Below are 24690 nucleotides of genomic sequence, written 5' to 3'. Positions count from 1 at the left end.
TTGTCGATGAGCGTGCGTTACGGGCAGCGAACAACCTGCCCGGCGTACGTTAGGCCGCCGCCGAAGCCGAACAGCAGGACGGGTGCGCCCGAGGGCACCTCGCGCCGTTCGATCAGCTTCGACAGGGCCAGCGGCACGCTCGCGGCCGACGTGTTGCCGGACTCGACGATGTCCTTGGCGACGACCGCCTGCGGCATGCCGAGCCGCTTGGCGATGCCGTCGATGATGCGGGCGTTGGCCTGGTGCGGCACGAAGGCCGCGATCTCCTCGGGCGCGACGCCGGCCCGCTCGCAGGCCTGGAGGGCCAACGGGGCCAGCGCGGTGGTGGCCCAGCGGAAGACCTGCTGACCCTCCTGCGCGATGTAGGGGCGCCAGCCCTCGATGCGGACGGCGTCGGACTTCTCCGGCACCGAGCCCCAGATGACCGGGCCCACGCCGGCGGGCTCGTCGTCGGCGGCCGCGGTGACCACCGCCGCCCCGGCGCCGTCGCCGAAGATGATGCAGGTCGAGCGGTCGGTCCAGTCGGTGAAGTCGGAGAGCTTCTCGGCGCCGATGACGATCGCGTTGCGGGCGGCCCCGGCGCGGATGGCGTGGTCGACGGTGCCCAGGGCGTATGAGAAGCCGGAGCACGCGGTGTTGAGGTCGTAGGCGCCCGGCGCGTTGATGCCCAGCTTGGCGGCGACCCGGCAGGCCACGTTGGGGCTGCGGTCGACGGAGCTGCAGGTGGCCACGACGACAAGGTCGATGTCGGCCGCGGTGAGGCCGGCGTTGGCCAGGGCCTTCTCGGCCGCGAACCCGGCCATGTCGGCGACGGTCTCGCTGTCGGCGATCCGCCGCGTCACGATGCCGACGCGGTCGCGGATCCACTCGTCGTTGGTGTCGACGATCTGGGCCAGGTCGTCGTTGGTCAGCACCCGCGACGGCTGGTAATGGCCGAAGGCAAGGATGCGAGAGCCTGTCATGCGGGATGTCCTCCGATGCGCGCGAGCGGCTGGCCCGGTGCGACCGGGTCGTCGTGGTGGGCGAGCCATTCGGTCAGCAGGCCGTCGCCGTGGGCGGCGACGTCGACCGGGCCCTGCCGGGTGGAGACGTGCCCGATGATCTGACCAGTCCGTACGGTATCGCCTTCGACCAGCCCCTCGGCGGGGACGAACAGGCCGGCGGTGCCGGCGACCACGACGCGGAACGCCGGGCTGGGCTCGTGACTGGGCGCGGTGCCGTGCCGGGCCACGAGATCGCGGGCCTTGGGCAGGTCGTCGGGCGTGTTGAGGGTCACGATCTCGATGCCGTTGGCCTTGAGCTCGCGCTTGACCAGACCGGCCAGCGTGCCGGCGGGCGGCAGCTCGATCACGGCGGTCACGCCCAGGTCGGCGATGGAGCGCATGCACAGGTCCCAGCGGACCGGCGCGGTGACCTGGCGGACCAGCCGCGTCAGCAGCTCGCGGCCGTGGGCCACGGCGGCGCCGTCGAGGTTGGACAGCAGGATCCGGGTCGGGTCGGCGGGGATGATGCCGGCCGCGACGGCCGCCAGCGCCTGTTCGGCGGGGGCCATGAACGGGGTGTGGAAGGCGCCGGCGACCTGCAGCGCGATGACCCGCGCCTTGGCCGGCGGCTCGGCGCCGAGCTTGGCCAGCGCGTCGACCGCGCCGGCGGCCACGACCTGGCCCGCGCCGTTGCGGTTCGCGGGGTGCAGGCCGTGGGCCTCGATCGCGGCGAGCACCTCGTCGGCCTCGCCGCCGAGGACGGCGGACATGCCGGTGGGCTCGAGCGCGCAGGCGGCCGCCATCTCGCGACCGCGGACGCCGGCCAGCGTCACGGCCGTCTCGGGGGTCAGCGCCCCGGCGATGGCCGCGGCGCCGAGCTCGCCGACGCTGTGCCCGGCGACCACCGAGACGTCGTGCAGGGGCAGCCGCTCGGCGGCGAGCAGCGCCGCCGCGACGAGCAGGGGTTGGGTGCGCGCCGTGTCCTTGATCTCGTCGGCCCCGGCCTGCGTGCCGAGGTGCACGAGATCGACTCCGGAGAGTGCCGACCACCAGCGGAGGCGGGCTTCGGCTCCGGGGAGTTCGAGCCACGGAGCGAGGAATCCGGGCTTTTGCGAGCCCTGGCCAGGCGAGAGTACGGCGAGCACGTTTACGACTCTGCGGGATACTCGTGGGTTGTGTGGTTGCCGGCAGGCACCAAACCACACTATTGGTTTTGTATGTTTTCTACAATGAGTGGCGGCGATCACGTACGGTATAGCCGGATATAACCCAAACGAGCGTTCAGGCTTCTCCGGCCGGTGCCGAGCCGCGTGGATCAAGGCGGCCGACGGTCAGCGCGATCCGCAGCGCGAACAGGTCTCGCGGCGACAGCGGCGAGAACCCGGTGACGTCGCCGATCCGCCGCAGGCGGTAACGGACCGTGTTGGGGTGCACGAACAGCGCCCGGGCGGCGCTCTCCAGCACGCCGCCGGCCGCGAAGAACGCGTCCAGCGTCTCGATCAGCTCCCCGCCGGCCCGCACCAGCGCGCCGTAGACGTCGCGGCGCAGCGCCCGGCGGGCCGCGGCGTCACCCGCAAGGGCCCTCTCCGGCAGCAGCGCCGCCGCCGCGACCGGCCGGGGCGCGTCCGGCCAGGCGGGTGCGGCCCGGAAGCCGGCCAGGGCCGCCCGGGCCGACTCGGTCGCCTCGTCGAGGCTGGCCACCGCCGGACCGACCACCACCGGCCCGGTGCCGAAGCCGTCGAGCAGTTTCTCGGTCGCGTTGAGCGGGTCCGCGGCGCCGCCGAGCACCACGACGAGCCGGTCGCCGTGCACCCCGCTGATCACCTCGACGCCGATCCGCCGCGCCTGCCGGTAGACCGTGTGGAGCACCGGCGCCACCTCGCCGCCGGGGGAGCGGCCGACCGCCACCGCGACCGGCGGGGCGTCGGCCCAGCCGAGGGCGGCCGCGCGGCTGGCCAGCGTGTCGGTCGAGTCACCGCGGAGCAGCGCGTCGACGAGCAGCGCCTGCAACCGGGCGTCCCAGGAGCCGCGGGACTCGGCGGCCCGCGCGTACACCCGGGCCGCCGAGAAGGCGATCTCGCGGGAGAAGCGCAGCACCTCTTCGCGCAGGTCGCGCTCCTCGCCGGGCGCGGCCAGGTGGGCGGCGCGCTCCTCGACGACGTCGATGGTCACCTGGATCAGCGCGACCGTCTGCTGCAGGCTGATGCTGCGGGCCAGCGCCCGGGGCGCCGCCGCGAACACCTCGTCGGAGACCTCGCGGGGCCGGCTCTGCGGGCCCTGGCGCATGAACTCGACCAGCGAGCGCACGCCGGCCTGGGCCACCAGCATCACCCAGGCGCGCTGGTCGGCCGGCAGTTGGCGGAACCACACCAGGCTCTCGTCCATCCGCGCGACGCTGGCCGTGGCGAGGGCGCCCGCCGACCGCTCGATCCGGCGCAACGTCGCCGCGAGACCGTCGGCTGCCTGGTCGTCCACGGGATACACCATAGGCTGGGCGGGATGCACCGCTCGCTCGCGCGCCCGTCGGCCGCCCTGCCCCTGGTCGCGCTGGCCGCCTTCGGCGCGCTGCTGGGCCTGGTCGTCGCCGACTGGGCGCCGATGATGCGGTGGGACGCGTCGGTGAGCGCGTCCCTGCGTGGCTTCGGCGCCGTCCGTCCGGAGCTGATCGACTGGCTGCGCACGCTGACCGGGCTCGCCGCCACCATTCCGTACGTGGCCGTCGGCGTGGCCGCGACCCTGCACTTCTGGATCCGCCGCGACCGCACGGCGGCGGTGTTCTGTGCCCTGGTGACGGCCACCGTGCCGATCCTGTGGAGCCTTTTCCACTGGGCGCTGCACAACCCGCGCCCGGTCGACGGCTTCGTGTCGGTGTCCAGCTCCGGTTTCCCCAGCGGCCACACGAGCAACGCGGCCGCGTTCGCCCTGGCCCTGGTGCTGTTGGTCTGGCCCCGCGCCGGCGCCGCCGCCCGCCTCGCCACCTGCCTCGCGGCGCTCGCGTTCGCCCTGTTCATCGGCTGGACCCGGGTCGCCCTGCTGGCCCACTGGCCGACCGACGTGCTCGGCGGCTACCTGCTGGCCGCGGCCGTGGTGCCGCTGGCCGCCCGGGCCGCGACGTCAGGCCGCGTCGGCGTGCAGCGCCAGAACGCCCGCGTCGACCGGTAGGGCCGCGTGCACCCGCCACCGCGCTCCGCCCGCCGGGCCCGCGTCCAGGCGGCCACGCAGCAGGGCGGCGCGCTCGCGCATGCCGATCAGGCCGGCGCCGGCGCCGAGGTGGTCGAGCGGGCCGGGCGGGGCGATCGGATTGTGCACGGTGAGGCGCACCTCGTCGGCGCCGTAGTCGACCGTGACCGTCGCCGAGCCCGTGCCGTGCTTGAGCGCGTTGGTCAACGACTCCTGCACGATCCGGTAGCCGGCCAGCTCGACACCCACCGGCAACGCCCGCGGCTCACCGATGGTCGTCAGCTCGACCGTGAGCCCCGCCGCCCGCGCGCCGGTGACGAGCCGCTCCACCTCGCCCAGCCCCGGCGTCACCGGGTCGTCCCCGGCCTCGCCGTCCGGGCCGCGCAGCACGTCGATCATCTGGCGCATCTCGGCCAGCCCCTGCACGCTGTTCTCCCGGATCACCCGCAGCGACTCCTCGACCTGGGCCTTCGACAGGTTCGGCACGCTCAGCGCCGCGGTCGCGTGGATCGCCACCACGCTCAGGTGGTTGGCGACCATGTCGTGCAGCTCGCGGGCCATCCGGGTGCGCTCGGCGGCGACGGCCTGCCGCCGGTCGAGCTCCGCGACACGCGCGGTCTGGTCGGCCCGGGAGCGGTCCAGGGCGGCCTGGTCGCGGTACTGGCGGACGCTCAGCCCGGTCAGGATCGGCAGGACCAGCACGAGCACGGCCGGGATGCCCAGCGCCAGCCCGCGCAGGCTGCCCACGAGGACCACGCCGAGGGTGGCGGTGGCGACCACGACGGCGATCGAGACCTCCAGCAACCGCCGCCAGAGCCGGGCCGGGCCGAAGACGCAGGCGTCGTACACCACCTGGGTGTAGATCAATAGCGTGCCGAGCGAGCCGCCGAGCGCGAGGTCGGCGACCACCGCCGCCGTGCCGATCGCGAGGCTGAGGACCGGCGCGCGCCGGCGCAGCCCGATGGCGCCGCTCACCGCGACCAGCGGCAGCCAGGGCAGCCAGGCGGGGCCGTCCCAGCCGAAGTCCATGCTCACGTAGGCGCCGGACACCAGAATCAGCGTTCCGCCGACCAACGCCGCCACGGCGAACGCCAGGTCGCGGGCGAGCGACCCGCGCGGGGGAATGCGCATCACACCATCGATGGAACCACAGCGTGGGCGGTGGCTCGTCCGCCTGCGAGAGGAGCCGGCTCCGCCTTGGGGAGGAGACCGGTTTCGTCGTACGCGCCGACGCCTGCCCCGGTTCTGGCGGTGAGGCTTGGGGACATGATCGTGGCGTTGATCGTGGCCAGCGAGGTCGGGTTCTGGGTGCTGCTCGGGCTGGGTCTGGTCGCGCGGTACGTGTTCCGGATGCGCCGGTTGAGCGTGGTGCTCCTGATCGGCTCGCCGGTGCTCGACCTCGTGCTGCTCGCCGCCACCGTGATCGATCTCCGCCGGGGTGGCACCGCCGGCCCGTTCCACGGCTTGGCGGCCGTCTACCTGGGCTTCTCCGTGATGTTCGGTCACGCCATGATCCGCTGGGCGGACCAGCGCTTCGCGCACCGCTTCGCCGGCGGCCCGCCGCCGTGGAAGCCCCCGCGCGGCGGCTGGGCCCGCGCCCGCCACGAGTGGCGCGAGTGGTTCAAGGCGGTCGCCGCGTGCGCGATCGCGGCCGCGCTCCTGGGCGCCGGCGTCCTGATGGTCGACGACGCGTCCCGTTCGGCCGGCCTCACCTCGTGGCTCACCCGTATGCCTGCCGTCGTGGTGATCTGGTTCATCGTCGGCCCGGGATGGGCGACACTCTTCCCGGGACGGGCCAAAGAGGACGCCCTCCGCTGACGCAGCGAATTGCTGCAATATGCAGGCTGTCACGCCGGCCCCGCGGGCGCGATTTTCGCTGCTCAGCCGTTTAGGGTGTGAAGGCCCAATGGGCCACCCGGTGGCGGCCGGATGGCGGAACGGCGGAGAACAGGAGGCCGTGATGGCGCACGGGGAGGCCGATCCCGGCTGCGCTCACGCGGAGAGCTCACCACACACACCGGACGAATCGGGCCGCCCCGCGGGGCGCCAGATCCGCCGCATCTGCACTCGCCCGCCCCACGCGGAGGCCGAGCAACCGGACGAGGACCACGTCCCGCCGGACACGGTCCCCGGCGGCCCCATCCAGTTCGGCCGCGCCCCGGCCTGCCGCAGCGAACGCCCGGGCTGGGCCGGCGCCCACCGCCACGGCGCGGTGCGCCCCCGGCGCCGAGCCACCCGCCGCGAACGCCCACCAGACCGCTGGTGCTGAAGGCCGCCTGAGGGCTGTCGCAGGCCGCGTTGAGCGGCAGGACAGCCGACATACTCTGCCTGGCGGCCGCCCGCGGCGGCCACGAGCATGCGACCGGCGAAGCCGCATCCTCCTGTAGCGCTGGCCGGCCTCGCCTGACGCCGATGCCAGGCACAAGGGCGCAACGCCGTGTCGGCATGGGGCCGACAGACGTTGGCGGGCGCAGTGCGACGCGTGTCGGTCCCCGGCTTTGGACGTCGGCGCAAGCTGACCATTCGCGTGCTGACGCCGTCCTGCGACGGCGGACGGTTCAGCGGTTGAACGCAGCCAGCGCCGGACGGTGGTGCCCTTGTCTCCCGGCGCGTACATGCCGAAGCATGTACGCACATGCTTCGGCATGTAGCGGCTCGGACGAACCCTTGCCGCCGCGGCGACACGCCGGTGCGAGCGGGAGGTGCGAAACGCCGTCGGCGGCTGCGTCCGCCAAGACAACGCGCGCCTGCCGCCGCAAGGGGAGAACCACCACGTCACCCATGCGGGAGAGCGCCGCCTCTGTCGCCGGCCAGCGCATTCCTGCGCGCCGGTGCGCCCTGCGTTGCGCATGTGCGCGAGGTCCATTCGTCCGCGCGCCACGTGCAGCACATTCTCGGCGGGCTAAGTCACGCGGCGCGCCCGCGCGTCCGGCGCCGCGCCGATGCGCACGTGACGCGCCGTGCGCCGCGCCCCATGCGGCCCGCGCCGCGCCGTGCCCACGGGCGCGGCTCGCGCCGCGCCGTGCCCACGGGCACGCGGCTTGCGCCGCGCCCACGGGCACGCGGCTCGCGCCGCGCCCAGCCCACGGGCACGCAGCTCGCGCCGCGCCCACGGGTACGCCTCGCGCCGCGCCCACGGGCACGCAGCTCGCGCCGCGCCCACGGGCACGCAGCTCGCGCCGCGCCCACGGGCACGCGGCTCGCGCCGCGCCCACGGGCACGCGGCTCGCGCCGCGCCCACGCCCACGCCCCACGACCACGCGCCGCGTCCACCCCCGCGGACCGGGCCTGTGCGCCGCGCCTATGCGTCGCGCGCCGCGCCCACCGCCGCGGGCCGGGCCCATGCGTTACGCACCGCGCGCACGGCTGCGGGCCGGGCCGCGTGTGCCACTCTCATGCGACGGGCCAAAGAACTGGTCCTACCGCGACACCCACGCAGCCCGGGCTGCTCGAACGAAGGTAAGGCGGCGGCCTGAGTGCGGCGGCGGGTGACTGCAATGTAGATTTTGTCCGATATGGATGACAAGCAGCGGCAGATCATCGATCAGGCGATCGCGCTTGCGGACGAGCGCGGGGTCGATGCGGTGTCGATGCGGGCTGTCGGGCAGCGGTTGGGGCTCAGTCCGATGGCGATCTACCCGTATCTGCGCAGCAAGGATGCCCTGCTCGACGGCATGGTGGAGCGGCTGCTCGGCGAGCTGCTGACGATGGCGCCGGGGAGTGGGGACTGGCAGGAGCGGCTGCGGGCGGTGTCGCGGGCGGTGCGGGCGCTCGCGCGGCGGCATCCGGGGGCGTACCCGCTGATCATGTCGCGGCCCGGGGCCACCGCCGAGTCGCGCCGGCTCGACGACCTGATCTCGGAGATCCTCGCCACGGCGGGTGTTCCGGCCGAGGAGGTGGCACGGCTCGAGAGGCTCCTGTCGACGCTGATGCTCGGGTTCGCCAACTCCGAGGTCAACGGCCGCTTCGGGGCGGGGCCGGCGGCGGGTGACTGGGACAGTGAGTTCGCCGCCGACCTGGATGACGAGATCCGGCTGATCGAGCAGGTGATCGCTCGATCGGGGGCCGCCTAGCGCGTTCGCTGGCGGACGATGAGCGCGACCCCGGCCACCATCAGCGCGAGCACCAGCACGACGCCGCCGTTGAGCAGGACCAGGCGGCGCAGCTCGGCCAGCAGGGTGTCGAGGTCTCGGCCGTTGGGCAGCGAGTCTTCCGGGATGACCCGCTCGCCGCCGCCGATGCCGCCGCTCATCACGTCGGGCTTCTCGGGGATCGGCGCGCCGGCGATGCGCAGGGCCTCCGACATGGTCATCCGGCCGAGGAACCAGACCGCGGTCGTCTTCTTCTTGTCGGGCTGCGCCGCGGGCCGGAACGCCTTGGGGCCGCCGCTGGCCATCGGGTAGAGGTCGTAGGCGTAGCGCGGCTTGTCGTCGTAGTGGACGACCACCGCGAACTTCTTGCCCAGCGTGGACTTCTTCGGCGCGGCGATCTGGCTGTGCGCGCCGCCGGCGCCGGCCATGAAGTTGACCTCTTCGAGCAGGTCACCGAAGAGCTGCGGCTTCTCCTTGGCGGTCACGGTGATGTCGGCCATGCCCTCGCCGGTGATGGTCAACGCCGTGGGCTTGGGCGCCTTCGGCGCCTGACCGGCCACTGTGGTCGGTCGAGAGACGGCGGCCGCCGCCGGAAGAGCCACCCCGATGGTGGCGAGCGCGACGCCCGCGGCAGCCACCATCAACAACCGTTTGCGGACCGATCGCCCCACCACCGTCCTCCTCGCCCCGTGCCGATGGCTGGCTGTTGCTTAATGCATAGACTCCGCGAACGACCCCCAGGTTGCACCCAAGCGTCGGGTTATTTGCAGGTTCTGCCATCTCGGTGACCCTCGCGGGGGACATGGCCGTGATCATCGGCAGGCCGGCATCGTAACCGGCGCGCACAACGTGGCGTGTACCCGGTCCGCTCAGAGGCGCGCGCGGGCCGCGCGGATGCGGGCGAGCGTGCGCTCCCGGCCCAGCACGGCGAGCGACTCGAACAGCGGCAGGCCGACGGAGCGACCGGTGACCGCGACGCGTACGGGCGCCTGGGCCTTGCCCAGCTTGAGACCCCGTGCGGCGCCGACCTCCTCGAGCGTGCTCTTCAGCGACTCCGCGTCCCAGGTCGGCAGCTCCGCGTAGGCCGCGGCGGCCGCGTCGAGCAGGTCGGCCGCACCGTCCTTCATGGCCTTGGCCCACGCCGCGTCGTCGAACGCCGGCTCGCCGAGGAACAGGAAGTCGACGTTGGGCACGATCTCGCTGAGCAGCGCGACGCGGGTCTGCGCGAACGGCGCCACCAGCGCGAACGCCGCCGGGTCGAACTCCGCGGGCTGCCACGGGGGCGCCGGGATCGTCGCGGTGCCGGTCAGCCACGGCTGGCAGGCGGCGATGAACTCGTCGACCGACAGCGCGCGGATGTATTCGCCGTTGAACGCGCGCAGCTTCTTCTCGTCGAAGAACGCGGGGGAGGGGTTGACGTCCTCCAGCCGGAACTCGTCCTCGATGACCGACCACGGCACGATCTCGCGGTCGTTGCTCGGCGCCCAGCCCAGCAACATGAGGTAGTTGCGCATCGCGTCGGCCAGGTAGCCCTCGTCGCGGTAGGCCTCGAGCGCCACCTTGTCGCGCCGCTTCGACAGCTTCTGCCGCTTCTCGTTGACCACCACGGGCACGTGCGCCCAGATCGGCGGCTTGACGCCGAGCGCGTCCCAGAGCAGCTGCTGCTTGGGCGTGTTGGGCAGGTGCTCCTCGGCCCGGATCACGTGGGTGATCCCCTGCGTGATGTCGTCGACCACGTTGGCCAGCAGGAACACCGGCGAGCCGTCGGCCCGGGCGATGACGAAGTCCTCGATCTTCGCGTTGTCGAACGTCGGCTCGCCGCGGATCAGGTCGACCACCCGGGTCTCGCCCTCGTCCGGCGTGCGGAACCGCAGTGCCCGGCCCTCGCCCGGCCCCAGGTTGCGGTCACGGCAGAAACCGTCATAACCGGCGTACGCGTTGCCGGTGCGGGCCTGCACCATCTCGCGCGTGCAGTCGCAGTAGTAGGCCCGCCCGGCGCTGTAGAGGCGCTCGGCGGCCGCCCGCTGCTCGTCGGCGTTGGCCGACTGGAAGTAGGGACCCTCGTAGGTGCCCCGGGCGATGCCGATCCAGTCGAGCGCGGACAGGATGCCCTCGGTCCACTCCGGGCGGTTGCGGGCGGCGTCGGTGTCTTCGACCCGCAGCACGAACACGCCGCCGTGCTGCTTGGCATAGATCCAGTTCTGCAGCGCCGACCGGGCGCCGCCGACATGGAACATTCCCGTCGGGGATGGGGCGAACCGCACGCGTACCGTCACGCGCCAAGCCTACGGGCGACTCCCGGGTGCTCCGCCACCAGGTTTCCTGTGCGGAATGTCCGGATTCACGGCACCGAGCGGATCTTGCGGACCAGCACGCTGCCGAGCAGGGTCACGGCCGCGGTCACGGCGTACAACGTGGGGTAGCCGCCCAGGTAGACCACGATCCACGCCGCGCCGAATGGGCCGAGCGCCTGCGGTGCCGAGTTCGCGATGTTGATCACGCCGAGGTCCTTGCCGCGGGTCGTCGCCGCCGGCAGCACCTGGGTGATCAGCGCCGCGTCGACCGCCAGGTAGGCGCCGTAGCCCGCGCCGAGCAGCACCGCGGCCACGAGCGCGGCGGTCCAGACCGGCCAGACCGCCAGGATCAGCGCCGCCACCGCCATGATCACGCCGGACCAGATCACGAAGATCTTGCGGCGGCCGGAGCGGTCGGAGAGCCGCCCGGCGACCACGGCCGTGGCCATCATGCCGGCCGTGTAGAGCAGGATCAGGATCAGCAGCCCGCCCTCGGGATCCGCGTAGCCGACGCCGTCCTCGAGGAAGTAGAGCAGGTAGAGCGTGCCGAGCGCGTTGCCGACCTGCACCAGGAACCGGGTGCCCCAGGCCCAGGCGAAGTCGGGGTGGCGGCGCGGGCTGATCCACATGCCGCGGACCAGTCCGGCGAAGGAGAACGGCGGCCGGTGCTCGCGCGGCAGCGGGTCGTCGCCGGTGAAGAACGCGAACGGCAGCCCGAGCACGAGTACGGCGACAGCCACCGCCAGGTAGCCCGACGCGTTGCCGGTGAAGATCGTGGTGACCAGCACGGCGCCGATCACCAGGCCGAGCGCCTGCGGTATGCCCGCCCACCCCGACACGCCGCCGCGCTGGTCCACCGGCACCCGGTCGGGCAGCGCCGCGGTCAGCGCGGCCAGCATCGCGTTGAAGCACGCCTGCGCGGCGACCCAGGCCAACGTGACGCCGACGATGGTCTGCTGCTGGGCCAGCGCGACCAGCGACAGCGCGCCGAGCACCGCGCCGCCGAGCGTCCAGACGTGCCGGCGGCCGAACCGGCGGCCACCGATCGTCAGCGTGGTGCGGTCGGAGAACGCGCCGGCGACGGGGTTCGCGACGATCGCGGCCAGCGCGCCGAAGCCCATCGCCCAGGCCAGCGCCGTCTCCTTGTGGTCGGGCGCGATCGCGGCGACCTGGTTCGGCAGCAGGATCTGGATCGGCGTGAAGAACGCCATCCAGACGCCGAGGTTGGCCGAGAAGAGGAGCGCGATCCAGCCGCGCCGGACGCGTACCGTCGGCTCGGCCAGCGCCGCCGGCAGGGCGGACGCCTCCGGGTCAACGGTGGTCACGAATGCGCTCCCGCAGCCAGGCGAAGGAGCTCTTGGGCGTACGCGTCTGCGTCTCGAAGTCGACGTGCACGAGCCCGAACCGCTTGGTGAACCCCTCGGCCCACTCCCAGTTGTCGAGCAGCGACCAGACGAAGTAGCCGCGCACGTCGACACCGTCGTCCTGTGCCTGCCGCAGGGCGGTCAGGTGGGCGTCGAGGTAGGCGATCCGCTCCGGGTCGGCGCAGGCGCCGTCGGGGGTGACGACGTCGTCGTACGCGCAGCCGCTCTCGGTGATGTAGATCGGCGGCAGCGCGCTCTGGTAGCGGCCGTGCAGCCCGACCAGCAGTTCCCGCAACCCGTCGGGCGCCACGGGCCAGCCGAACGCCGTGGTCGGGTAGCCGTCGAGCGGGACCATCTCGAAGGGGAGCGGGCTGCCGTCCTGCGGGCCGCGTACGCCGGTCGGGTTGTAGTAGTTGACGCCCAGCGCGTCCAGCGGCGCCGCGATCACGTCGAGGTCGCCGTCGCGGACCACGGACAGGTCGGCGGCGCCCTCGGGATAGCCGAGGCCGAACAACGGGTCGGTGAAGACCCGGTTGTGCAGGGCGTCGTACGCCGCCGCGGCGGCCAGATCCGCCGGCTCCTGACTCACGGGCCGGGCGGGGGAGTAGTTGTTGGCGATCGCGACCGGGCTGGCCGAGTGGTCACGCAGGGCGGCCACCGCGAGCCCGTGCCCGAGCAGCTGGTGGTGCGCCACCGGGAACGCGCCGAAGAGCAGCTGCTCGCCGGGCGCGTGGGTGCCGAGGCCGTAGCCGAGCGACATGTGGACGAACGGCTCGTTGAGCGTGATCCACATGCGCACCCGGTCGCCGAGCCGGCCGGCGACGAGGGCCGCGTAGTCGCCGAACCGGTGCGCGGTCTCCCGGTCGAGCCAGCCGCCGCGGTCCTGCAGCGCCTGTGGCAGGTCCCAGTGGAAGAGGGTGGCGACCGGGGCGATGCCGGCCTCGAGCAGGGCGTCGACGAGGCGCTCGTAGTAGTCGAGCCCGTTGCCGTTGGCGGGGCCGGCGCCGTCGGGCTGGACGCGCGGCCACGCGACGGAGAACCGGTAGGCGCCGACGCCCAGCTCCCGCATCAGCGCGATGTCGTCGGCATAGCGGTGGTAGGAGTCGGTGGCGACCGCGCCGGTGGTCCCGTCGACGATACGGCCGGGCGTCGCGCTGAAGGTGTCCCAGATCGACCGGCCACGGCCGCCCTCGTCGACGGCGCCCTCGATCTGGTAGGCGGAGGTGGACACTCCCCAGAGGAACCCACCTGGCAGCTCCGGCATCAGCTCCCGTGCCCCCCACATGTCATTACCGGCCGGTAAGCCGAGACTGGCTCGGACTGTAGCCCCGTCTCACCCGCCAGTCGAGAGGTTCGCGTCGATCATGCTGACCACCGTACGGCGTACCGTCGCCGGGATCGTCCCGAAGTAGGTGATCTCTTTGGTCTCGGGGTCCCAGGTGCCGCGGATCCAGCCGTCGACGACCACGGTCGGCGAGATCCACCCCTGCGGGCGGGAGACCTCGGCCTTGTGCCCGGCGGCGCCGATCAGCTCGAGCTGCCGTGTGCTCCCGGTGACGTAGGGGTCGAAGGCGGGCAGGACGGCGACGGCCGGTTCGCGCTTCTTCTCGAGTTCGGCCAGGTGTTTCTCCGGGATGCGCATCGGCGTGCCGTCGACGTCGACCGTGGCCAAATCGAGCCGGGCGAAGGACTTCTTGGCCAGGGCCGGGGTGAGGTCGAACCAGCGGGCGAACTCCTCCGGCGTGGCCGGGCCGAACGCGCCGAGGTAGTCGGCGGCCAGCCGGTCGATCGCCGTCTCCGCGTCGACGGGCGCCCAGTCGCCGAGCCAGCTCCGGGGCGCCACGAACGTGACGTTGCGGCCGCGCGGCGGGCCGGAGCAGAGCAGGCCCCGGAAGGCGGCCGGTTTGAGCACGGCGCCGAAGCCCTGCGTCAGCGGTCCGTCGAGGTCCCGGTGGCCGGTGGCGTCGATGATCGCGGTGGCCAGCTCCGCGCGGGTCAGCGGCTCGTCGGTGAGCACGTCCGGCAGCGCGGCCAGGATGTCGGTCATCTTGTCTGCGGTGACGCCGTGATATTTCAGCCAGGAGTTGGTGGTCTCGCGCTTGCGCGTCGACATGGCCGCGACCCAGTGCGGGAAGTCGTCGGCCGGCAGGAGGTGCATTGTGCCCCGGGCGGCCCAGGTCCGGACCAGGGCGCGCTTGTCGTAGAGCAGGCCGTCGAGGCGCTCGGCGGTGGTGGGGCGCTTCGTGCGCAGGTGCGTCGCGGTCACGGCGGAGGCGGCGACCTGTGCGTGCACACCCACGACGCGGCGGGCGGCCGCGACCGGATCGGCGGCCTTGTCCCCGTCGAGATGGTGCCGCCGCATCCGCCACCGAAGCACCTGCTCCCAACCCACGCTCATGTAACCACCATAACCGGTTACGACGCTCGCGCGCGCGCCGATCGTGGCCTCGGTGTGGCGGGTCCGGGTCGGCCGAGTGGCTGATTGGGCCGGTCAGGGTGGTTCGGCAAAATGGTGGCCCCCGGCGCCGTCGCCGCAGAGGAGCCGCCATGTTGAACGAGCTCGAGCTGCGGGTTCTGCTCGCGGTGGACGCCACGCGGGCCGACCGCTGGAAGATCATGGACGAGCTGCGGCGGGGTGGGCTGCCGAAGAGCGAGATCGACCGGGCGGCGCGGTTGCTGGATCCCCTGCGGACCCGGCACCGGTTCGTCGAGCGCCTCGACAGCGACACCTACCAGCTGACCGACCGCGGCCGGGCCGCCGCCCGGGACGCGGTCAGCCGCCTGGACCAGCTCGTCGGCTACGCGTCGCGCACCCTGCGCTGACGAAGGCCTCCATAGTGGACGCGGGTCAGCGCATCAGCGTGTCCGTCGTCGCGAAGTCCAGGCCGCTGTCGAGGGCGGCGTAGGTGCCGGTGGTCAGCAGCTCCTCGGCCGCCCGCCGGGTGGCGGCGTGGGCGGCCAGGGCGATCGCGGCGCCGGCGCTGACCCGGGCCACACCCAGCCCCGCGAGCTCGCCGACGGACAGCGACCCGGGCCCGACCATCACGTTGAGCGGCGCCGGCACCCCGGCCACGAGCGCGGCGATCGTCTCGGCGTCGGCGACGCCCGGCACGAACACGCCGTCCGCCCCGGCCGCGACGTAGGCGCCGGCCCGTGCGAGCGTCTCCCGCAGCCGGTCGGCCGGATCGCCGAGCGACCGCAGGTAAGTGTCGATCCGCGCGTTGACGAACAGCTCCGGGCCGGCCGCCCGCCGGGCCTCGGCGATCCGCGCGGCGTGCTGCGCCCGCGACGCCTCGCCGTCCTCCAGGTTGACCCCGACGGCCCCGGCCGCCAGCACGCCGCGGACGGTGCCGGCGACGTCGCCGTACCCGTCCTCGATGTCGGCGCTCACCGGCACCCCGACCGCCGCGACGACCCGGGCGACGAGGTCGACGGCCCGGTCGCGACCGAGCCGGCCGCCGTCGCCGACGCCGAGGCTCCAGGCGACGCCGGCGCTGGTCGTGGCGACGGCGGCGGCCCCGGCGTCGGCCACGAGCCGGGCGGTGGCGGCGTCCCAGGCGTTGGGCAGCACGAGCGGCTGGCCGGGGCGGTGCAGGTCACGGAAACGGTGGTGTGCGGTCATGCGCCCCAGCCAACCCCGGCCCGGCCCCGGCGTCCGGCGGTTTTCGGACCTGAACAGCCTTGATCCGGCTCAGGGTCGCCAGATCCAGTTGGGACGCTCGTACAACGGGGTGAATCCGGCTCTGATCATGTTGTTCAGTGACTGGTTGCCGCCCTCGACCGCCGGCTTCTCGGCCTCGGTGACCACCCAGCGGCAGCCGGCGTCGGCCGCCCAGGCCGTGCGCTCGGCGATCAACGCCGACTGGACCCCGCGGCGGCGGTGGGTGGCCCGGGTCGCGCCGGAGTTGAGCTGCGCCGTCTCGCCGTGCATGAACAGATTGGCCACGCCGACCATCACGTCACCGTCCCAGGCGGCGAAGGCCTGCGAGCTGTCGGTACGCGCGACCGCCGCCACCGCCGCCGCCAGATGCGGGTTCGGGATCTCGAACAGCTCCCAGGTGAGCGCCGCCCACGCGTCGACCTGGTCGGCGCCGACCGGTCCGATCCGCAGGTCGGTCCCGGCCGGCTTCACGTCGTCGACCTCGGCCGCGACCTTCACGAGCGCGCTGCCCACGTGGAGCTGGTGGGTGGCCGCGATCCCGGCCCAGTCGGGCGGCAGGAGATCCGGCGCGATCTGGACGTGGCAGGCCGGGCTGCCGTGCCGCCGATGGAAGTCGAGCACCTCGGCGATCACGTCGGTGGTGACGGGCTCGGTGAGCCCGAGCCCCAAGGCCCGGTTGAAGAACCCGCCGGCCGGGTCGTGCCGGAGCGAGATGACCACGCCGCCGCCGACCCGGCCGCTGGTCATGCCGAGCGCCTCCGCCGCCGACGCGGGCGCGAGCACGGCCAGCCGACGCATCAGCTCGGCCTCGACCGACTCGGCGTTGACGGTCAGGGCAGGAGACGACATGGACCATCCCGAAGTTCGAACCAGCTTTCCGGTACGGCGTGATCCAACCCGCCGCCGGTTACGCCAGGGGGTCTTCGCACTGGGAATGTGACCGGAATCGCCGTTCGATTGCAGGGCCGTAACGGTTTCCCGTCGCTGGACCCGTCTTCCGGCATGCGGTCAGCCATGCGGTGCCGGTGTTCCTAGCGTCCACCGGCATGACGGAACGCCGCGCCCGCTGCCGGGCGATCACCCGCAAGGGCTATGCCTGCCCGATCGGCCCACGTCCGTCGGGCCTCTGCCACGTGCACGACCCGGCCGTGCAGTGCGGCGGCACGAAGCGCAACGGTGAACGGTGCGGCGCGGCCACCGGTGGCGGTCCGTGCCCTCTCCACCGGCAGCCGTCTCAACCGACGCTCGACGTCACCCCCAGTTCGGGAGAGCCGCCCGCTCCGCCGGGTCGGTGGGCTCGTTGAAGCGCAGGTGGTTGCCGAACGGGTCGGCGATCGTCAACACCCGCGCGCCCCACGGCGCCGTCTCGAGCTCGGGCGCCCAGACGGCCGGCCCCCAGACCGGAACCACCTCGCGCCGCGCGTTGAGCGTCTCCCGCAGGCTCTCGATCCCGTCGATCCAGATGAACACCGTCGCGCCGGGCCCGGCCTCGTAGGCCACCTCGGTCACGTGCAGCGTCGTGGCGCCCCGGGACAGCTGCCCGTAGTAGGCGGTCCCGGGCCCACCGGCCGGCCCACCGAAGTCGAGCGTGAACCCGAGGAACTCGACGTAGAACCGCAGCGCCTCGTCGACCGAGTAGATCTGCAGAACCGGGATGGTCGAGGCGGCCGCCCCCCACGGCAGCGCCGCCGGGCGCCGCGCGGCCAGGACGTTCCAGTTGGCGACACCGTGCTGCCGCGCGACGATCTCGAGGCATTCACTGTGCGCGGCGTCGACGTCATAACGCGCCCGCAACTCACCGCGCAACGCCTTGGCCATCTGTTTGGGATCGCTGTGCTGAACCACGGATTCCTCTTCCACGGCGAGCCATCCGTCGGTGCTTGCGTTGCCGACCGGGTCCGCCGTCAAGGAGATCCGAGTCAACATCCGAAAGATGCGTTCACCAAACCCGAAGGCGCAAGCGGCGGGCCGCACCAGCCCTACCGCCGACCCTAGAGGAACCTGTGCCGGGTCGCCATGGCCCGTCACCTGACGGCTAATCGAATACGCCGAACATGCTCAACACCGCGCCGACCACAAGGCACGAGGCGCAGATAACCAGGACCACGCGGCGGGCGTTGGTCTCGAAGCGGCTCATGTGTTGAGGGCGGAACGCCGAGTGTTCGACGACCTTCTTGTTCAGCACGATGAACGCCAAGCCGACCCCGGCCGCGCCCAGAGCCGTGAGATTCTCCATGCCGCCTTGAATCTCCGGCGCCGACCGCACCGAAACCGGCGGCCACGGCGTGACCGTCACGGGACGATGCGGGTGCCGGGTGTGTCGCCGGGCAGGAGCGAGCTGTCGTTCTCGAACGGCGGCACCGGAGTGCTGGCCAGCACGGTCCCGTCGGCCGCGTACGCCGTCACCGTCGCCGGTTGGTCCGGTGGCACCGATGTGGTGCCGGCGCCCGACGGGTCCAGCTCCACCGGCGCCGGCGCGCCCCCGGCGACCGTGACCGCCGCCGTGGCCGTGCCGGCCGGGGTCGCCACCAGCACCCGGTCCGTCCGGCCGTCACCACCCTCGGCCCGCAGTCGCCAGCCGATGGGACGCCGGTCCGCCTCGGCCGCCGGCAGCAGGAGTCGCAGGTCCATGCGGCTGCTCGACACGTCACCGTGCATGGCGTACGCGATCACCCCACCGCCAGGCGGCTGCACCGTGAGCAGCACCGCCGGCTGCCCGTTGACCACACCCGACCAGCGCAACCGCACCGTCGTGCCGGCCGCCGGCAGGTTGCTGTCGCGCAACGCGAGCTGCACGAACCACGTCAGCAGCTCGGGGGACGGCGCGGGACCCCGGCTGCCGACCGCCGCCGACCGCAGTTGGTCGTCCGTCGGCGCGAACGGGTCCCCGCCCGCCGACGAGCCCCAGCCACCGGAGAAGCCGCCCTCGTAGAGCACGGTGGAACCGCGAGTGACCCGGGCCTCCAGGGCCGGCGGCAGCGGCGCCGGGGGGAGCAGCACGAGACCCACCCCGTCACCGTCCGATGTGGCCAGTTGGCGCCGCTGCACCACACCAGACGTGGCGTAGCGCGGGTCACCGGTGATCGTGACGGTGGTGCCGCGCGGTCCGACGACCAGGGCGTAGCCGCCCCGCTGACCGTCCGCTTGCGTCAGCGTCACCACCGGGTTCCGGGCGTCCTCGTTGCCGCCCTGCGTCATCTGGTCGGGAGTGGCGCCGGCCGGGCCCTCGTACCAGATGAGCTCCCAGCTCGTGACGAAGCCGAACCGCAGCGGTACGAGCACGAGCGCGACCCGCGTCCCCGGTGCGTCGCTGGCGTAGAGGACCTTGATGCGGTCGCGTCCCGCCACCGCCCAGAAACCGTCGGGGTTGTCGAGGCCGGTGACCCGGTCGCGGAAGGCCGCAACCCACGCGGCGTCGCCGGTCAGCGAACCCCGCGCCGGCTCGGCCGCCAGCGCCGACCACGGTGACGCGAGCGCGATGCCGGGCGCCCAGCCCGGCAACGGGACGATGTTGGTCTGCACCCCGACCGCCGCGGCCACCACCGCGGCGAGCGCGGTGCGCCGGACCCGCCGGGTGCGCCGGCGCCGCCGCTCGCGCTCCGCGAACGCGGGCCACGGGTCGGCGGGTCCCTCGATCGTCGCGGTGGCCGCGCGCAGGGTGTCGCTCAACATGGGTCCTCCTGGAGTCGCGCCGGCGGTGTGTCGGCGAAGTCGAGTCGCAGCCGGGCGAGCCCGCGCGACGCCTGGCTCTTCACGGAGCCGACGGAACAGCCCAGGACGCGGGCGGTCTCGGCCTCGCTGCGGTCCTCGAAGTAGCGGAGCACCAGGACCGCCTGGGTACGCGGTGGCAGCCGCCGCAACGCCGCCAGGAGCTGCTGCCGCTGCTCGATCTGCAGGTACGCGTCGGCGCCGGCCCCGCCGTCCGAGGCGACCAGCGGCACCTCGATCGGCCGGCGCCGCCGCCACCACGAGCTGGCGGTGTTGACCATGACGCGGCGCACGTACACCTCGGGGGCGTCCGTGCGCAGGATCCTGGTCCAGCGGCGATGCGTCTTCTCCAGCGCCGACTGCACCAGGTCCTCGGCCGTACCCCGGTCGCCGGTCAGCAGGTAGGCGGTCCGCAGCAACGGCGCCCACTGGTTCCGCACGAACTCCCGGAACCGCTCCTCGTCATCCACGCGGGGTAGACGCCGCGCGGGTGCCCCGAGGTTGAGTGCGAAATGCTGATCGTCATGCGGTACGTGTCTGCGGTCGCCCTCTACGGCCCCAAGCGGGACCCCCTCGCGACGCTGGTGTCCTCGCTGCAGGAGATCGTCGCCTCGTTCCTGGGTGACGCGTTCCGGCCGTACGTCCCCGAACAGGTCCACGGCACGCTGGTCGCGCTCAACGGCCCGGGCGGCGTCAACGACTACTTCCTCGAACACCGCGGCGAGCGGCGGCAGATGGACTACGCGGCGGCCCTCTCCCTCGTCGCGGCGGCGTTCCGCACGCCGTTGACGGTCCGGTTCGGTGCGGAGGGCACGTTCACCAGCCGCGGGCAGAGCCTGCGGGCGCGGTCCTTCTCGGTGCACGGCGGCAGCGTCAACCTGATCGGCTGGCCGCGGGAGGCGTTCGACGGCGAGGGGCGGCGGCTGGACGCGCTGCGGCGGGGAATGACGGCGGCCGGCGTGCTGCACCGCTACCACGCCACGCCGGCCGACGTCGACGACGACCTATACCTGGTGCTGGGCCACTGCCCCGACGCGGACCCGGCCGTGGTGGCGCGGGCCGTCGCGGCCGGCCGCGACCACCTGGCTGCCCGACCGGCCGAGGTCAGCATCACGGCCGCCGACGTGCGGGTGGTCGCGGCCGACACGCCCACGCTGCTGCCGGCGATCCGCTCGATCCCGCTGGCGGAGACGACACCCGACGACCTGGTCGCGCTCAATGGTGGCTGAGCACGCGGTCTTCGCGTACGGGTCGCTGAACCATCCGGCGGCCGCCTGGGCGCAGCTCGCCGGCTGGCGTCGGTCGTGGACGGTGTGCACGGACAACACGGATCTGAGCCGGGCCGTGGCCTATTACCGGCCTGGAACGCTCGAGCGCTTCGACGGTCAGATCCTGTTCCTCGGCATCGACCGCGCTCCCGGCTCGACGGTCCGGGGCCGGCTGCTGCCCGTCTCGCCGGACGAGCTGGCCGAGCTCGACGCCAGGGAAGGCAACTACGAGCGCGTCGACGTCACCGCGGGTCTGGACCTGCCGCACGGGCGTACGACCGTGTGGAGCTACGTGGGCAAGGCGTCGGCGGTGCGGGCCGCCCGCCGCGGCCTGGCGCGTGGCACGGCCGTCGTCTGGCGTGCCTACCTGGACCGCCTGCGCGAACTCTCCGTCGACGAGCCGCTGCCACCACACGTGCCGGTGGTCGACCTCGACCGCCGGCTGCACGGCGAGCGGACGGACCCGTACGGGAACGCATGAACAGCGGTCGTCAGGTCTCGGCCAGCTTCTCGAAGAGCTCCTTGGGCGTGCCGTAGTACCTCGTCGTGCGGCCGACGTGCGTCATGCCGAGCCGGCGGCAGACGGCCTGGGAGGCGGTGTTCGCCGGATTCGTGACCGCGATGACCCTCCTCAGGCCGCGGATGAACGCGTCGTCCATGACGGCCGCCGCCGCTTCGGTGGCGTAGCCGTGCCCCCAGGCGTCCGGATGCAGATGCCAGCCGATCTCGACGTCGGCCGTCCCGCCGGCCGATTCCCCGGCCGAGAGGGGGACCGGCTTGAGCAGGAGGTTGCCGACGACGCGGCCGTCAGCGGCGGTGGTGATGGCCCAGATCCCGTGGATCGGGTCGTCGACCGCGCGCCGGCGGGCGATGGACGCCAGCGCCTCCGCGCGGGTGGTCATGGTCGTGGGGTTGGGACCCAGGAAACGCACGACCTCCCAGCGGGACTCGAGATCGAGGAGGAAGTCGGCGTCCTCATCGCGCCAGGGCCGAAGCAGAAGGCGGTCGCTAGCCACGGTGCGCATACGACCGAATCTAAGCGGATGCCGCCCGCGCGCGCTGACCATGATCCCGTCTGCGTAACGGGTGCTGCTGGCCAGGCCACGCCACGAGCGGTGTTCGGTGGGGTGCCGGTCGAGGCGAGTTGCTTCAGTTGGATTCGATCCGGCTGGCGGCTCTGGGCCACGGGACGCTGGGGCATGCGGTCGCGTCGGTGGCGGTGCATCCGTTCTGTTCGCGGAGACTGCGCCATTGCTGGTGCGCGGCATAGATGCGGTTCAGGCCATCATGCTGGTCGCGCAGCTCGAGGAACTCGTCGAGCAGCACGAACAAGGTCTCCACTGCGCGGCCGTCAAGGTCGATGTCCATCTGGCGCACGTTCTTGGGGCCGACTGGTTCGGTGAGGTGGGCGACGATGCTCCACCAGACGTGGCTGTCAAGGCAGCCGGCCTGAGTGACCAGCCACGGTTGGAAGCCGACGAGCAAGCCCCGCGTGTTCGCCTCGTCGCAGCCGTCTACGAAGGACACGACGCTGGCGAAGTCCGGACGAATCAGCCACATCCCGGGACGCTCGCGGATGCTGGCGAACAACGTCCGGTAGTTGGCCACCGAGATCGTCACAGCCGGATTGTGCCAAGCAGCGCCGATCCCTGCGACCTCGAGCCATACGCGAAAGTCCACCCCGGTCGCTTCTGCCGCGTGCCCGGTGACGCTCGCCATTGACTTTCCGTCTTGGAAAGTGGTTGACTTTCCGTTATGGAAAACGATGCTGCGGAGCGGCTTGCGGCTTGCCGCTGTCGATGATGCCCGCGCTGCCGTTGCCGACCGGCTCGTTACGCCGTGGTGGTACCACCCGGCGCTGGGGATCCTGCTCGCCGGCTACGTGGTCGGCATCAGCTTCGGCAACAGCGGTGTCAAGATCGCCTCGGGCCTGCTGTTCGCCGCGGCCGTGGTCGCCCTCGGCAACCTCTACCGCCGGCGGACCGGCGTCTGGGTGTCCGGATTCCAGGCCGGTCGCGCCAGCCGGTGGGCGATCGCGCTCGGCGTGCTCATCGGCGCCGTCGTGCTCACCGCCTGGGCCATCGGCTCGTACACCCGACTGGATTGGCCGGTGTGGGTGCTTGCCGCCGTCGGGTTCGTCGGCACCGTCCTCATCGGCCGCAGGTTCGACAGCGCGTTGCGCGCCCAGCTGCGAGCGGCAGGATGACCGAACCGTTCGACGAGACCATCCACGCGCCGAACCGGCTGCGGATCTGCGCGTTCCTCGACGCCACCACCGAGGCGGAGTTCAGCGCGCTCCGCGACCTGCTCGGCGTCGCCGACTCCGTGCTGAGCAAGCACCTCAAGGTCCTGCAGGACGCCGGCCACGTCGAGATGACCAAACCCACCGGCCGCGGCAGAGTGCGGACCTGGGTCAGGCTCACCCCGACCGGCCGAACGGCGTACCGCAACCACGTGGCCGCCCTCCGCGCCCTGTTCGACTCTCCGATCACAGACGATCAACGCTCCGGGTGACAACGTCCGCCGCCCACACGCGCGCACCGCGCCCCACCAAACCGCAGGGGTGTTATGGGTGACCCGGTGAAGGATGCCAGCCGCGGTCGACGACTACGGCGACGTCACGCTGGTGCCACTTCCAGAGGAGTCATGGGACACCTCGGTTTCGCTGTGGCACGGCGACCGCTGGAGTTGCCTGGTCGACCTTTGGACCGAGCAGGAGGGCAGGAGCGACCTTGTTCTCGACGTCGATGTCTTCGAGCACGGGCCCGGCCACCGCTTCGTCGTCCAGCTCGTCTACGTTCCCTGAACGCGCCGGTTCCCGTGCGACGACGAGGCCGGCCGGGAGGTCAGACCCAACGGTCACGTTGGGACTGAGCTCGCGCCCGCACGCGCGAACCGCGCCCACCGCACCGTGGGGTCTCCGGGGGTCGCCCCCGGAACAGGAATGACAAATCCCCACCCAGACCCTGGCCGCGAAGCGGACAGGGTCTGGGCAGGGATTTGTGGGCGCGGCTGGGTTCGAACCAGCGACCCCTCGCTTGTAAGGCGAGTGCTCTTCCGCTGAGCTACGCGCCCCGGACCGGCCGAAGCTTACCCGAACGCCGCGCCGTCACGCGTCAGACAGGGAGGCGACCGCGGCCAGCCACGCGGACGTGTCGCGGGACTCGCCGGGGCCCAGATGCTCCGACCACCGCACGACGCCGGACCGGTCGATCAGGAACGTCCCACGGTCGGCGAAGCCGGCGGAGGGATTGAAGATCCCGTAATCGGACGCCACCCCGCCGTGGGGCCAGAAGTCGGCCAGCATGCGCAGCGACCACGACTCCCGCTCGAGCCAGATCTTGTGCGAGTAGACCGAGTCGACGCTGACCGTCAGCACCTCGACACCCGAGGAGGCGAACGCGGGCAGCGCCGCGTTCAGCGCCGCCATCTCGCCGCCGCAGGTGCCGCTGAAGGCCAGCGGATAAAAGACCAGCAGGACCGCACGGGACCCGCGGTACGACGAGAGTCGTACCTCCTGGTTGTTCTGGTCCTTGAGGGTGAAGTCCGGCGCCGGCGTGCCGACAGGAAGCATCGGCTACTTCTTGCGGGCGCCGCGCGGCACCACGAGGCGGGCGGCGCTCCAGTCCTTGCCGGCGTTGACCGTCGACGTCTGCTGCAGCCCGGCGGTCGGGGCCAGCTCGGTGATCTCGCTCGGCTCGACGTGCCCCTCGCGGCCGGCCTTGGGCGTCAGCAGCCAGACGACGCCGTTGCCGGCCAACGGGCCGAGTGCGTCGACGAGCATCTCGAAGAGGTCGCCGTCGCCGTCGCGGTACCAGAGCAGCACCGCGTCGACCACCTCGTCGGTGTCTTCGTCGACCAACTCACCGGAGCGGTCGGTCAGGGCGTCGCGGAGATCCTGGTCGACGTCGTCGTCGTACCCCATCTCCATGACGACCATCCCCGGCTCGATGCCGAACCGGTCCGCCAGGCTGCGTACGCCGTCGGCGGCCTGACCTGCGGTCGCGCTCACTGTTGCGTGCCTCCCTCGTTCGTTGCAGTTCCCGCAAAGTCCACACAGTCGGCGGCTCGCGCGCAAGTGGCACACCGACGGATCCCGGCTCGATTTTCCGGCGAGCGGCAACCGTCGGCGGAGACTTCA

Annotated in this window: 28 protein-coding genes and 1 tRNA gene; 9 read left to right on the top strand and 20 right to left on the bottom strand. The window is 72.7% G+C overall.

Annotated features, from left to right (window positions below; translation table 11 throughout):
- Positions 1-17: 17 nt before the first annotated feature.
- From O7635_RS36375 to O7635_RS36365, 3 genes are all read right to left on the bottom strand, one after another.
- Positions 18-962, bottom strand: a complete 945-nt coding sequence (locus O7635_RS36375) for a beta-ketoacyl-ACP synthase III (protein ID WP_278085020.1) — start codon at positions 960-962, stop codon at positions 18-20.
- The gene (locus tag O7635_RS36370; RefSeq protein WP_278085019.1) at positions 959-2128 is read right to left on the bottom strand and encodes an acyltransferase domain-containing protein; all 1170 of its coding nucleotides are present in this window, start codon (positions 2126-2128) and stop codon (positions 959-961) included. The genes O7635_RS36375 and O7635_RS36370 overlap by 4 nt, the downstream gene beginning before the upstream one ends.
- A gap of 136 nt (positions 2129-2264) precedes the next feature.
- Positions 2265-3458, bottom strand: a complete 1194-nt coding sequence (locus tag O7635_RS36365) for a helix-turn-helix domain-containing protein (protein WP_278085018.1) — start codon at positions 3456-3458, stop codon at positions 2265-2267.
- A 24-nt stretch (positions 3459-3482) separates the two neighbouring features.
- Here O7635_RS36365 and O7635_RS36360 point away from each other — a divergent pair, with 24 nt between their 5' ends.
- On the top strand, positions 3483-4145 hold the full coding sequence (locus tag O7635_RS36360; RefSeq protein WP_278085017.1) for a phosphatase PAP2 family protein: 663 nt from the start codon (positions 3483-3485) through the stop codon (positions 4143-4145).
- Here the strand turns inward: O7635_RS36360 and O7635_RS36355 are convergent.
- Positions 4098-5294, bottom strand: a complete 1197-nt coding sequence (locus O7635_RS36355) for a histidine kinase (RefSeq protein ID WP_278085016.1) — start codon at positions 5292-5294, stop codon at positions 4098-4100. The genes O7635_RS36360 and O7635_RS36355 overlap by 48 nt on opposite strands.
- A gap of 135 nt (positions 5295-5429) precedes the next feature.
- Between O7635_RS36355 and O7635_RS36350 the strand changes: the two genes are divergently transcribed.
- The gene (locus O7635_RS36350; RefSeq protein WP_278085015.1) at positions 5430-5981 is read left to right on the top strand and encodes a hypothetical protein; all 552 of its coding nucleotides are present in this window, start codon (positions 5430-5432) and stop codon (positions 5979-5981) included.
- Positions 5982-7678: 1697 nt separating this feature from the next.
- Positions 7679-8236, top strand: coding sequence for a TetR/AcrR family transcriptional regulator (locus O7635_RS36345; protein ID WP_278085014.1), 558 nt, complete (start codon positions 7679-7681; stop codon positions 8234-8236).
- Here O7635_RS36345 and O7635_RS36340 read toward each other — a convergent pair.
- The 5 genes from O7635_RS36340 to O7635_RS36320 form a co-directional block, all read right to left on the bottom strand.
- Positions 8233-8925 (bottom strand): hypothetical protein, encoded by a 693-nt coding sequence (locus O7635_RS36340; RefSeq protein WP_278085013.1) that lies wholly within the window; start codon positions 8923-8925, stop codon positions 8233-8235. The genes O7635_RS36345 and O7635_RS36340 overlap by 4 nt on opposite strands.
- 198 nt (positions 8926-9123) lie before the next feature.
- Positions 9124-10530 carry a glutamate--tRNA ligase gene (gene gltX, locus O7635_RS36335; RefSeq protein WP_278085012.1) on the bottom strand — a complete coding sequence of 469 codons (1407 nt, stop codon included), beginning with the start codon at positions 10528-10530 and terminating at the stop codon, positions 9124-9126.
- 65 nt (positions 10531-10595) lie between these two features.
- On the bottom strand, positions 10596-11873 hold the full coding sequence (locus O7635_RS36330) for an MFS transporter (protein WP_278085011.1): 1278 nt from the start codon (positions 11871-11873) through the stop codon (positions 10596-10598).
- Complete coding sequence (locus O7635_RS36325) at positions 11860-13197, bottom strand: GH1 family beta-glucosidase (protein WP_278085010.1); 1338 nt, start codon at positions 13195-13197, stop codon at positions 11860-11862. The genes O7635_RS36330 and O7635_RS36325 overlap by 14 nt, the downstream gene beginning before the upstream one ends.
- A gap of 48 nt (positions 13198-13245) precedes the next feature.
- Entirely contained in the window at positions 13246-14310 is a 1065-nt protein-coding gene (locus O7635_RS36320; RefSeq protein WP_278085009.1) for a winged helix DNA-binding domain-containing protein, read from the bottom strand.
- A gap of 149 nt (positions 14311-14459) precedes the next feature.
- Between O7635_RS36320 and O7635_RS36315 the strand changes: the two genes are divergently transcribed.
- Complete coding sequence (locus O7635_RS36315) at positions 14460-14735, top strand: hypothetical protein (RefSeq protein ID WP_278085008.1); 276 nt, start codon at positions 14460-14462, stop codon at positions 14733-14735.
- A 25-nt stretch (positions 14736-14760) separates the two neighbouring features.
- On the opposite strand, the gene O7635_RS36310 is transcribed toward O7635_RS36315, so the two are convergent.
- From O7635_RS36310 to O7635_RS36285, 6 genes are all read right to left on the bottom strand, one after another.
- The gene (locus tag O7635_RS36310; protein ID WP_278085007.1) at positions 14761-15534 is read right to left on the bottom strand and encodes an isocitrate lyase/phosphoenolpyruvate mutase family protein; all 774 of its coding nucleotides are present in this window, start codon (positions 15532-15534) and stop codon (positions 14761-14763) included.
- A 69-nt stretch (positions 15535-15603) separates the two neighbouring features.
- A complete protein-coding gene (locus tag O7635_RS36305; RefSeq protein WP_278085006.1) occupies positions 15604-16422 on the bottom strand; it encodes a GNAT family N-acetyltransferase in 819 nt (272 codons plus the stop codon).
- A gap of 402 nt (positions 16423-16824) precedes the next feature.
- Complete coding sequence (locus O7635_RS36300) at positions 16825-17418, bottom strand: glyoxalase superfamily protein (RefSeq protein WP_278085005.1); 594 nt, start codon at positions 17416-17418, stop codon at positions 16825-16827.
- 190 nt (positions 17419-17608) lie between these two features.
- Positions 17609-17869, bottom strand: coding sequence for a hypothetical protein (locus tag O7635_RS36295; RefSeq protein WP_278085004.1), 261 nt, complete (start codon positions 17867-17869; stop codon positions 17609-17611).
- Positions 17866-19245 (bottom strand): hypothetical protein, encoded by a 1380-nt coding sequence (locus O7635_RS36290; protein WP_278085003.1) that lies wholly within the window; start codon positions 19243-19245, stop codon positions 17866-17868. The genes O7635_RS36295 and O7635_RS36290 overlap by 4 nt, the downstream gene beginning before the upstream one ends.
- Entirely contained in the window at positions 19239-19751 is a 513-nt protein-coding gene (locus tag O7635_RS36285; protein ID WP_278085002.1) for a SigE family RNA polymerase sigma factor, read from the bottom strand. Before O7635_RS36285 ends, O7635_RS36290 begins: the two co-directional genes overlap by 7 nt.
- Before the next feature lie 54 nt (positions 19752-19805).
- Here O7635_RS36285 and O7635_RS36280 point away from each other — a divergent pair, with 54 nt between their 5' ends.
- Entirely contained in the window at positions 19806-20510 is a 705-nt protein-coding gene (locus O7635_RS36280) for a hypothetical protein (protein ID WP_278085001.1), read from the top strand.
- A complete protein-coding gene (locus tag O7635_RS36275) occupies positions 20500-21030 on the top strand; it encodes a gamma-glutamylcyclotransferase family protein (RefSeq protein ID WP_278085000.1) in 531 nt (176 codons plus the stop codon). The genes O7635_RS36280 and O7635_RS36275 overlap by 11 nt, the downstream gene beginning before the upstream one ends.
- Before the next feature lie 10 nt (positions 21031-21040).
- Here the strand turns inward: O7635_RS36275 and O7635_RS36270 are convergent, their stop codons facing one another.
- Positions 21041-21574: a GNAT family N-acetyltransferase gene (locus O7635_RS36270; protein ID WP_278084999.1), complete on the bottom strand. Its 534-nt coding sequence runs from the start codon at positions 21572-21574 to the stop codon at positions 21041-21043.
- Between the two features lie 124 nt (positions 21575-21698).
- Positions 21699-22169, bottom strand: coding sequence for a hypothetical protein (locus O7635_RS36265; RefSeq protein ID WP_278084998.1), 471 nt, complete (start codon positions 22167-22169; stop codon positions 21699-21701).
- Between O7635_RS36265 and O7635_RS36260 the strand changes: the two genes are divergently transcribed.
- The 3 genes from O7635_RS36260 (at position 22150) to O7635_RS36250 (ending at position 23355) form a co-directional block, all read left to right on the top strand.
- The gene (locus O7635_RS36260) at positions 22150-22755 is read left to right on the top strand and encodes a hypothetical protein (protein WP_278084997.1); all 606 of its coding nucleotides are present in this window, start codon (positions 22150-22152) and stop codon (positions 22753-22755) included. The genes O7635_RS36265 and O7635_RS36260 overlap by 20 nt on opposite strands.
- Positions 22752-23063 (top strand): transcriptional regulator, encoded by a 312-nt coding sequence (locus O7635_RS36255; protein ID WP_278084996.1) that lies wholly within the window; start codon positions 22752-22754, stop codon positions 23061-23063. The genes O7635_RS36260 and O7635_RS36255 overlap by 4 nt, the downstream gene beginning before the upstream one ends.
- 73 nt (positions 23064-23136) lie before the next feature.
- Entirely contained in the window at positions 23137-23355 is a 219-nt protein-coding gene (locus O7635_RS36250; protein ID WP_278084995.1) for a hypothetical protein, read from the top strand.
- A gap of 197 nt (positions 23356-23552) precedes the next feature.
- Here the strand turns inward: O7635_RS36250 and O7635_RS36245 are convergent.
- From O7635_RS36245 to O7635_RS36235, 3 genes are all read right to left on the bottom strand, one after another.
- Positions 23553-23624 (bottom strand) — tRNA-Val (locus O7635_RS36245).
- Positions 23625-23658: 34 nt separating this feature from the next.
- Positions 23659-24123 carry a peroxiredoxin gene (locus tag O7635_RS36240; protein WP_278084994.1) on the bottom strand — a complete coding sequence of 155 codons (465 nt, stop codon included), beginning with the start codon at positions 24121-24123 and terminating at the stop codon, positions 23659-23661.
- A 3-nt stretch (positions 24124-24126) separates the two neighbouring features.
- Positions 24127-24561 carry a DUF3052 domain-containing protein gene (locus O7635_RS36235; RefSeq protein WP_278084993.1) on the bottom strand — a complete coding sequence of 145 codons (435 nt, stop codon included), beginning with the start codon at positions 24559-24561 and terminating at the stop codon, positions 24127-24129.
- Between the last annotated feature and the right edge of the window lie 129 nt (positions 24562-24690).

The organism is Asanoa sp. WMMD1127 (genome assembly GCF_029626225.1).
Taxonomy (GTDB): Bacteria; Actinomycetota; Actinomycetes; order Mycobacteriales; family Micromonosporaceae; genus Asanoa.
Note: the sequence above shows the minus strand (reverse complement) of the source record. Positions and strands in the feature narration are given on the sequence as shown.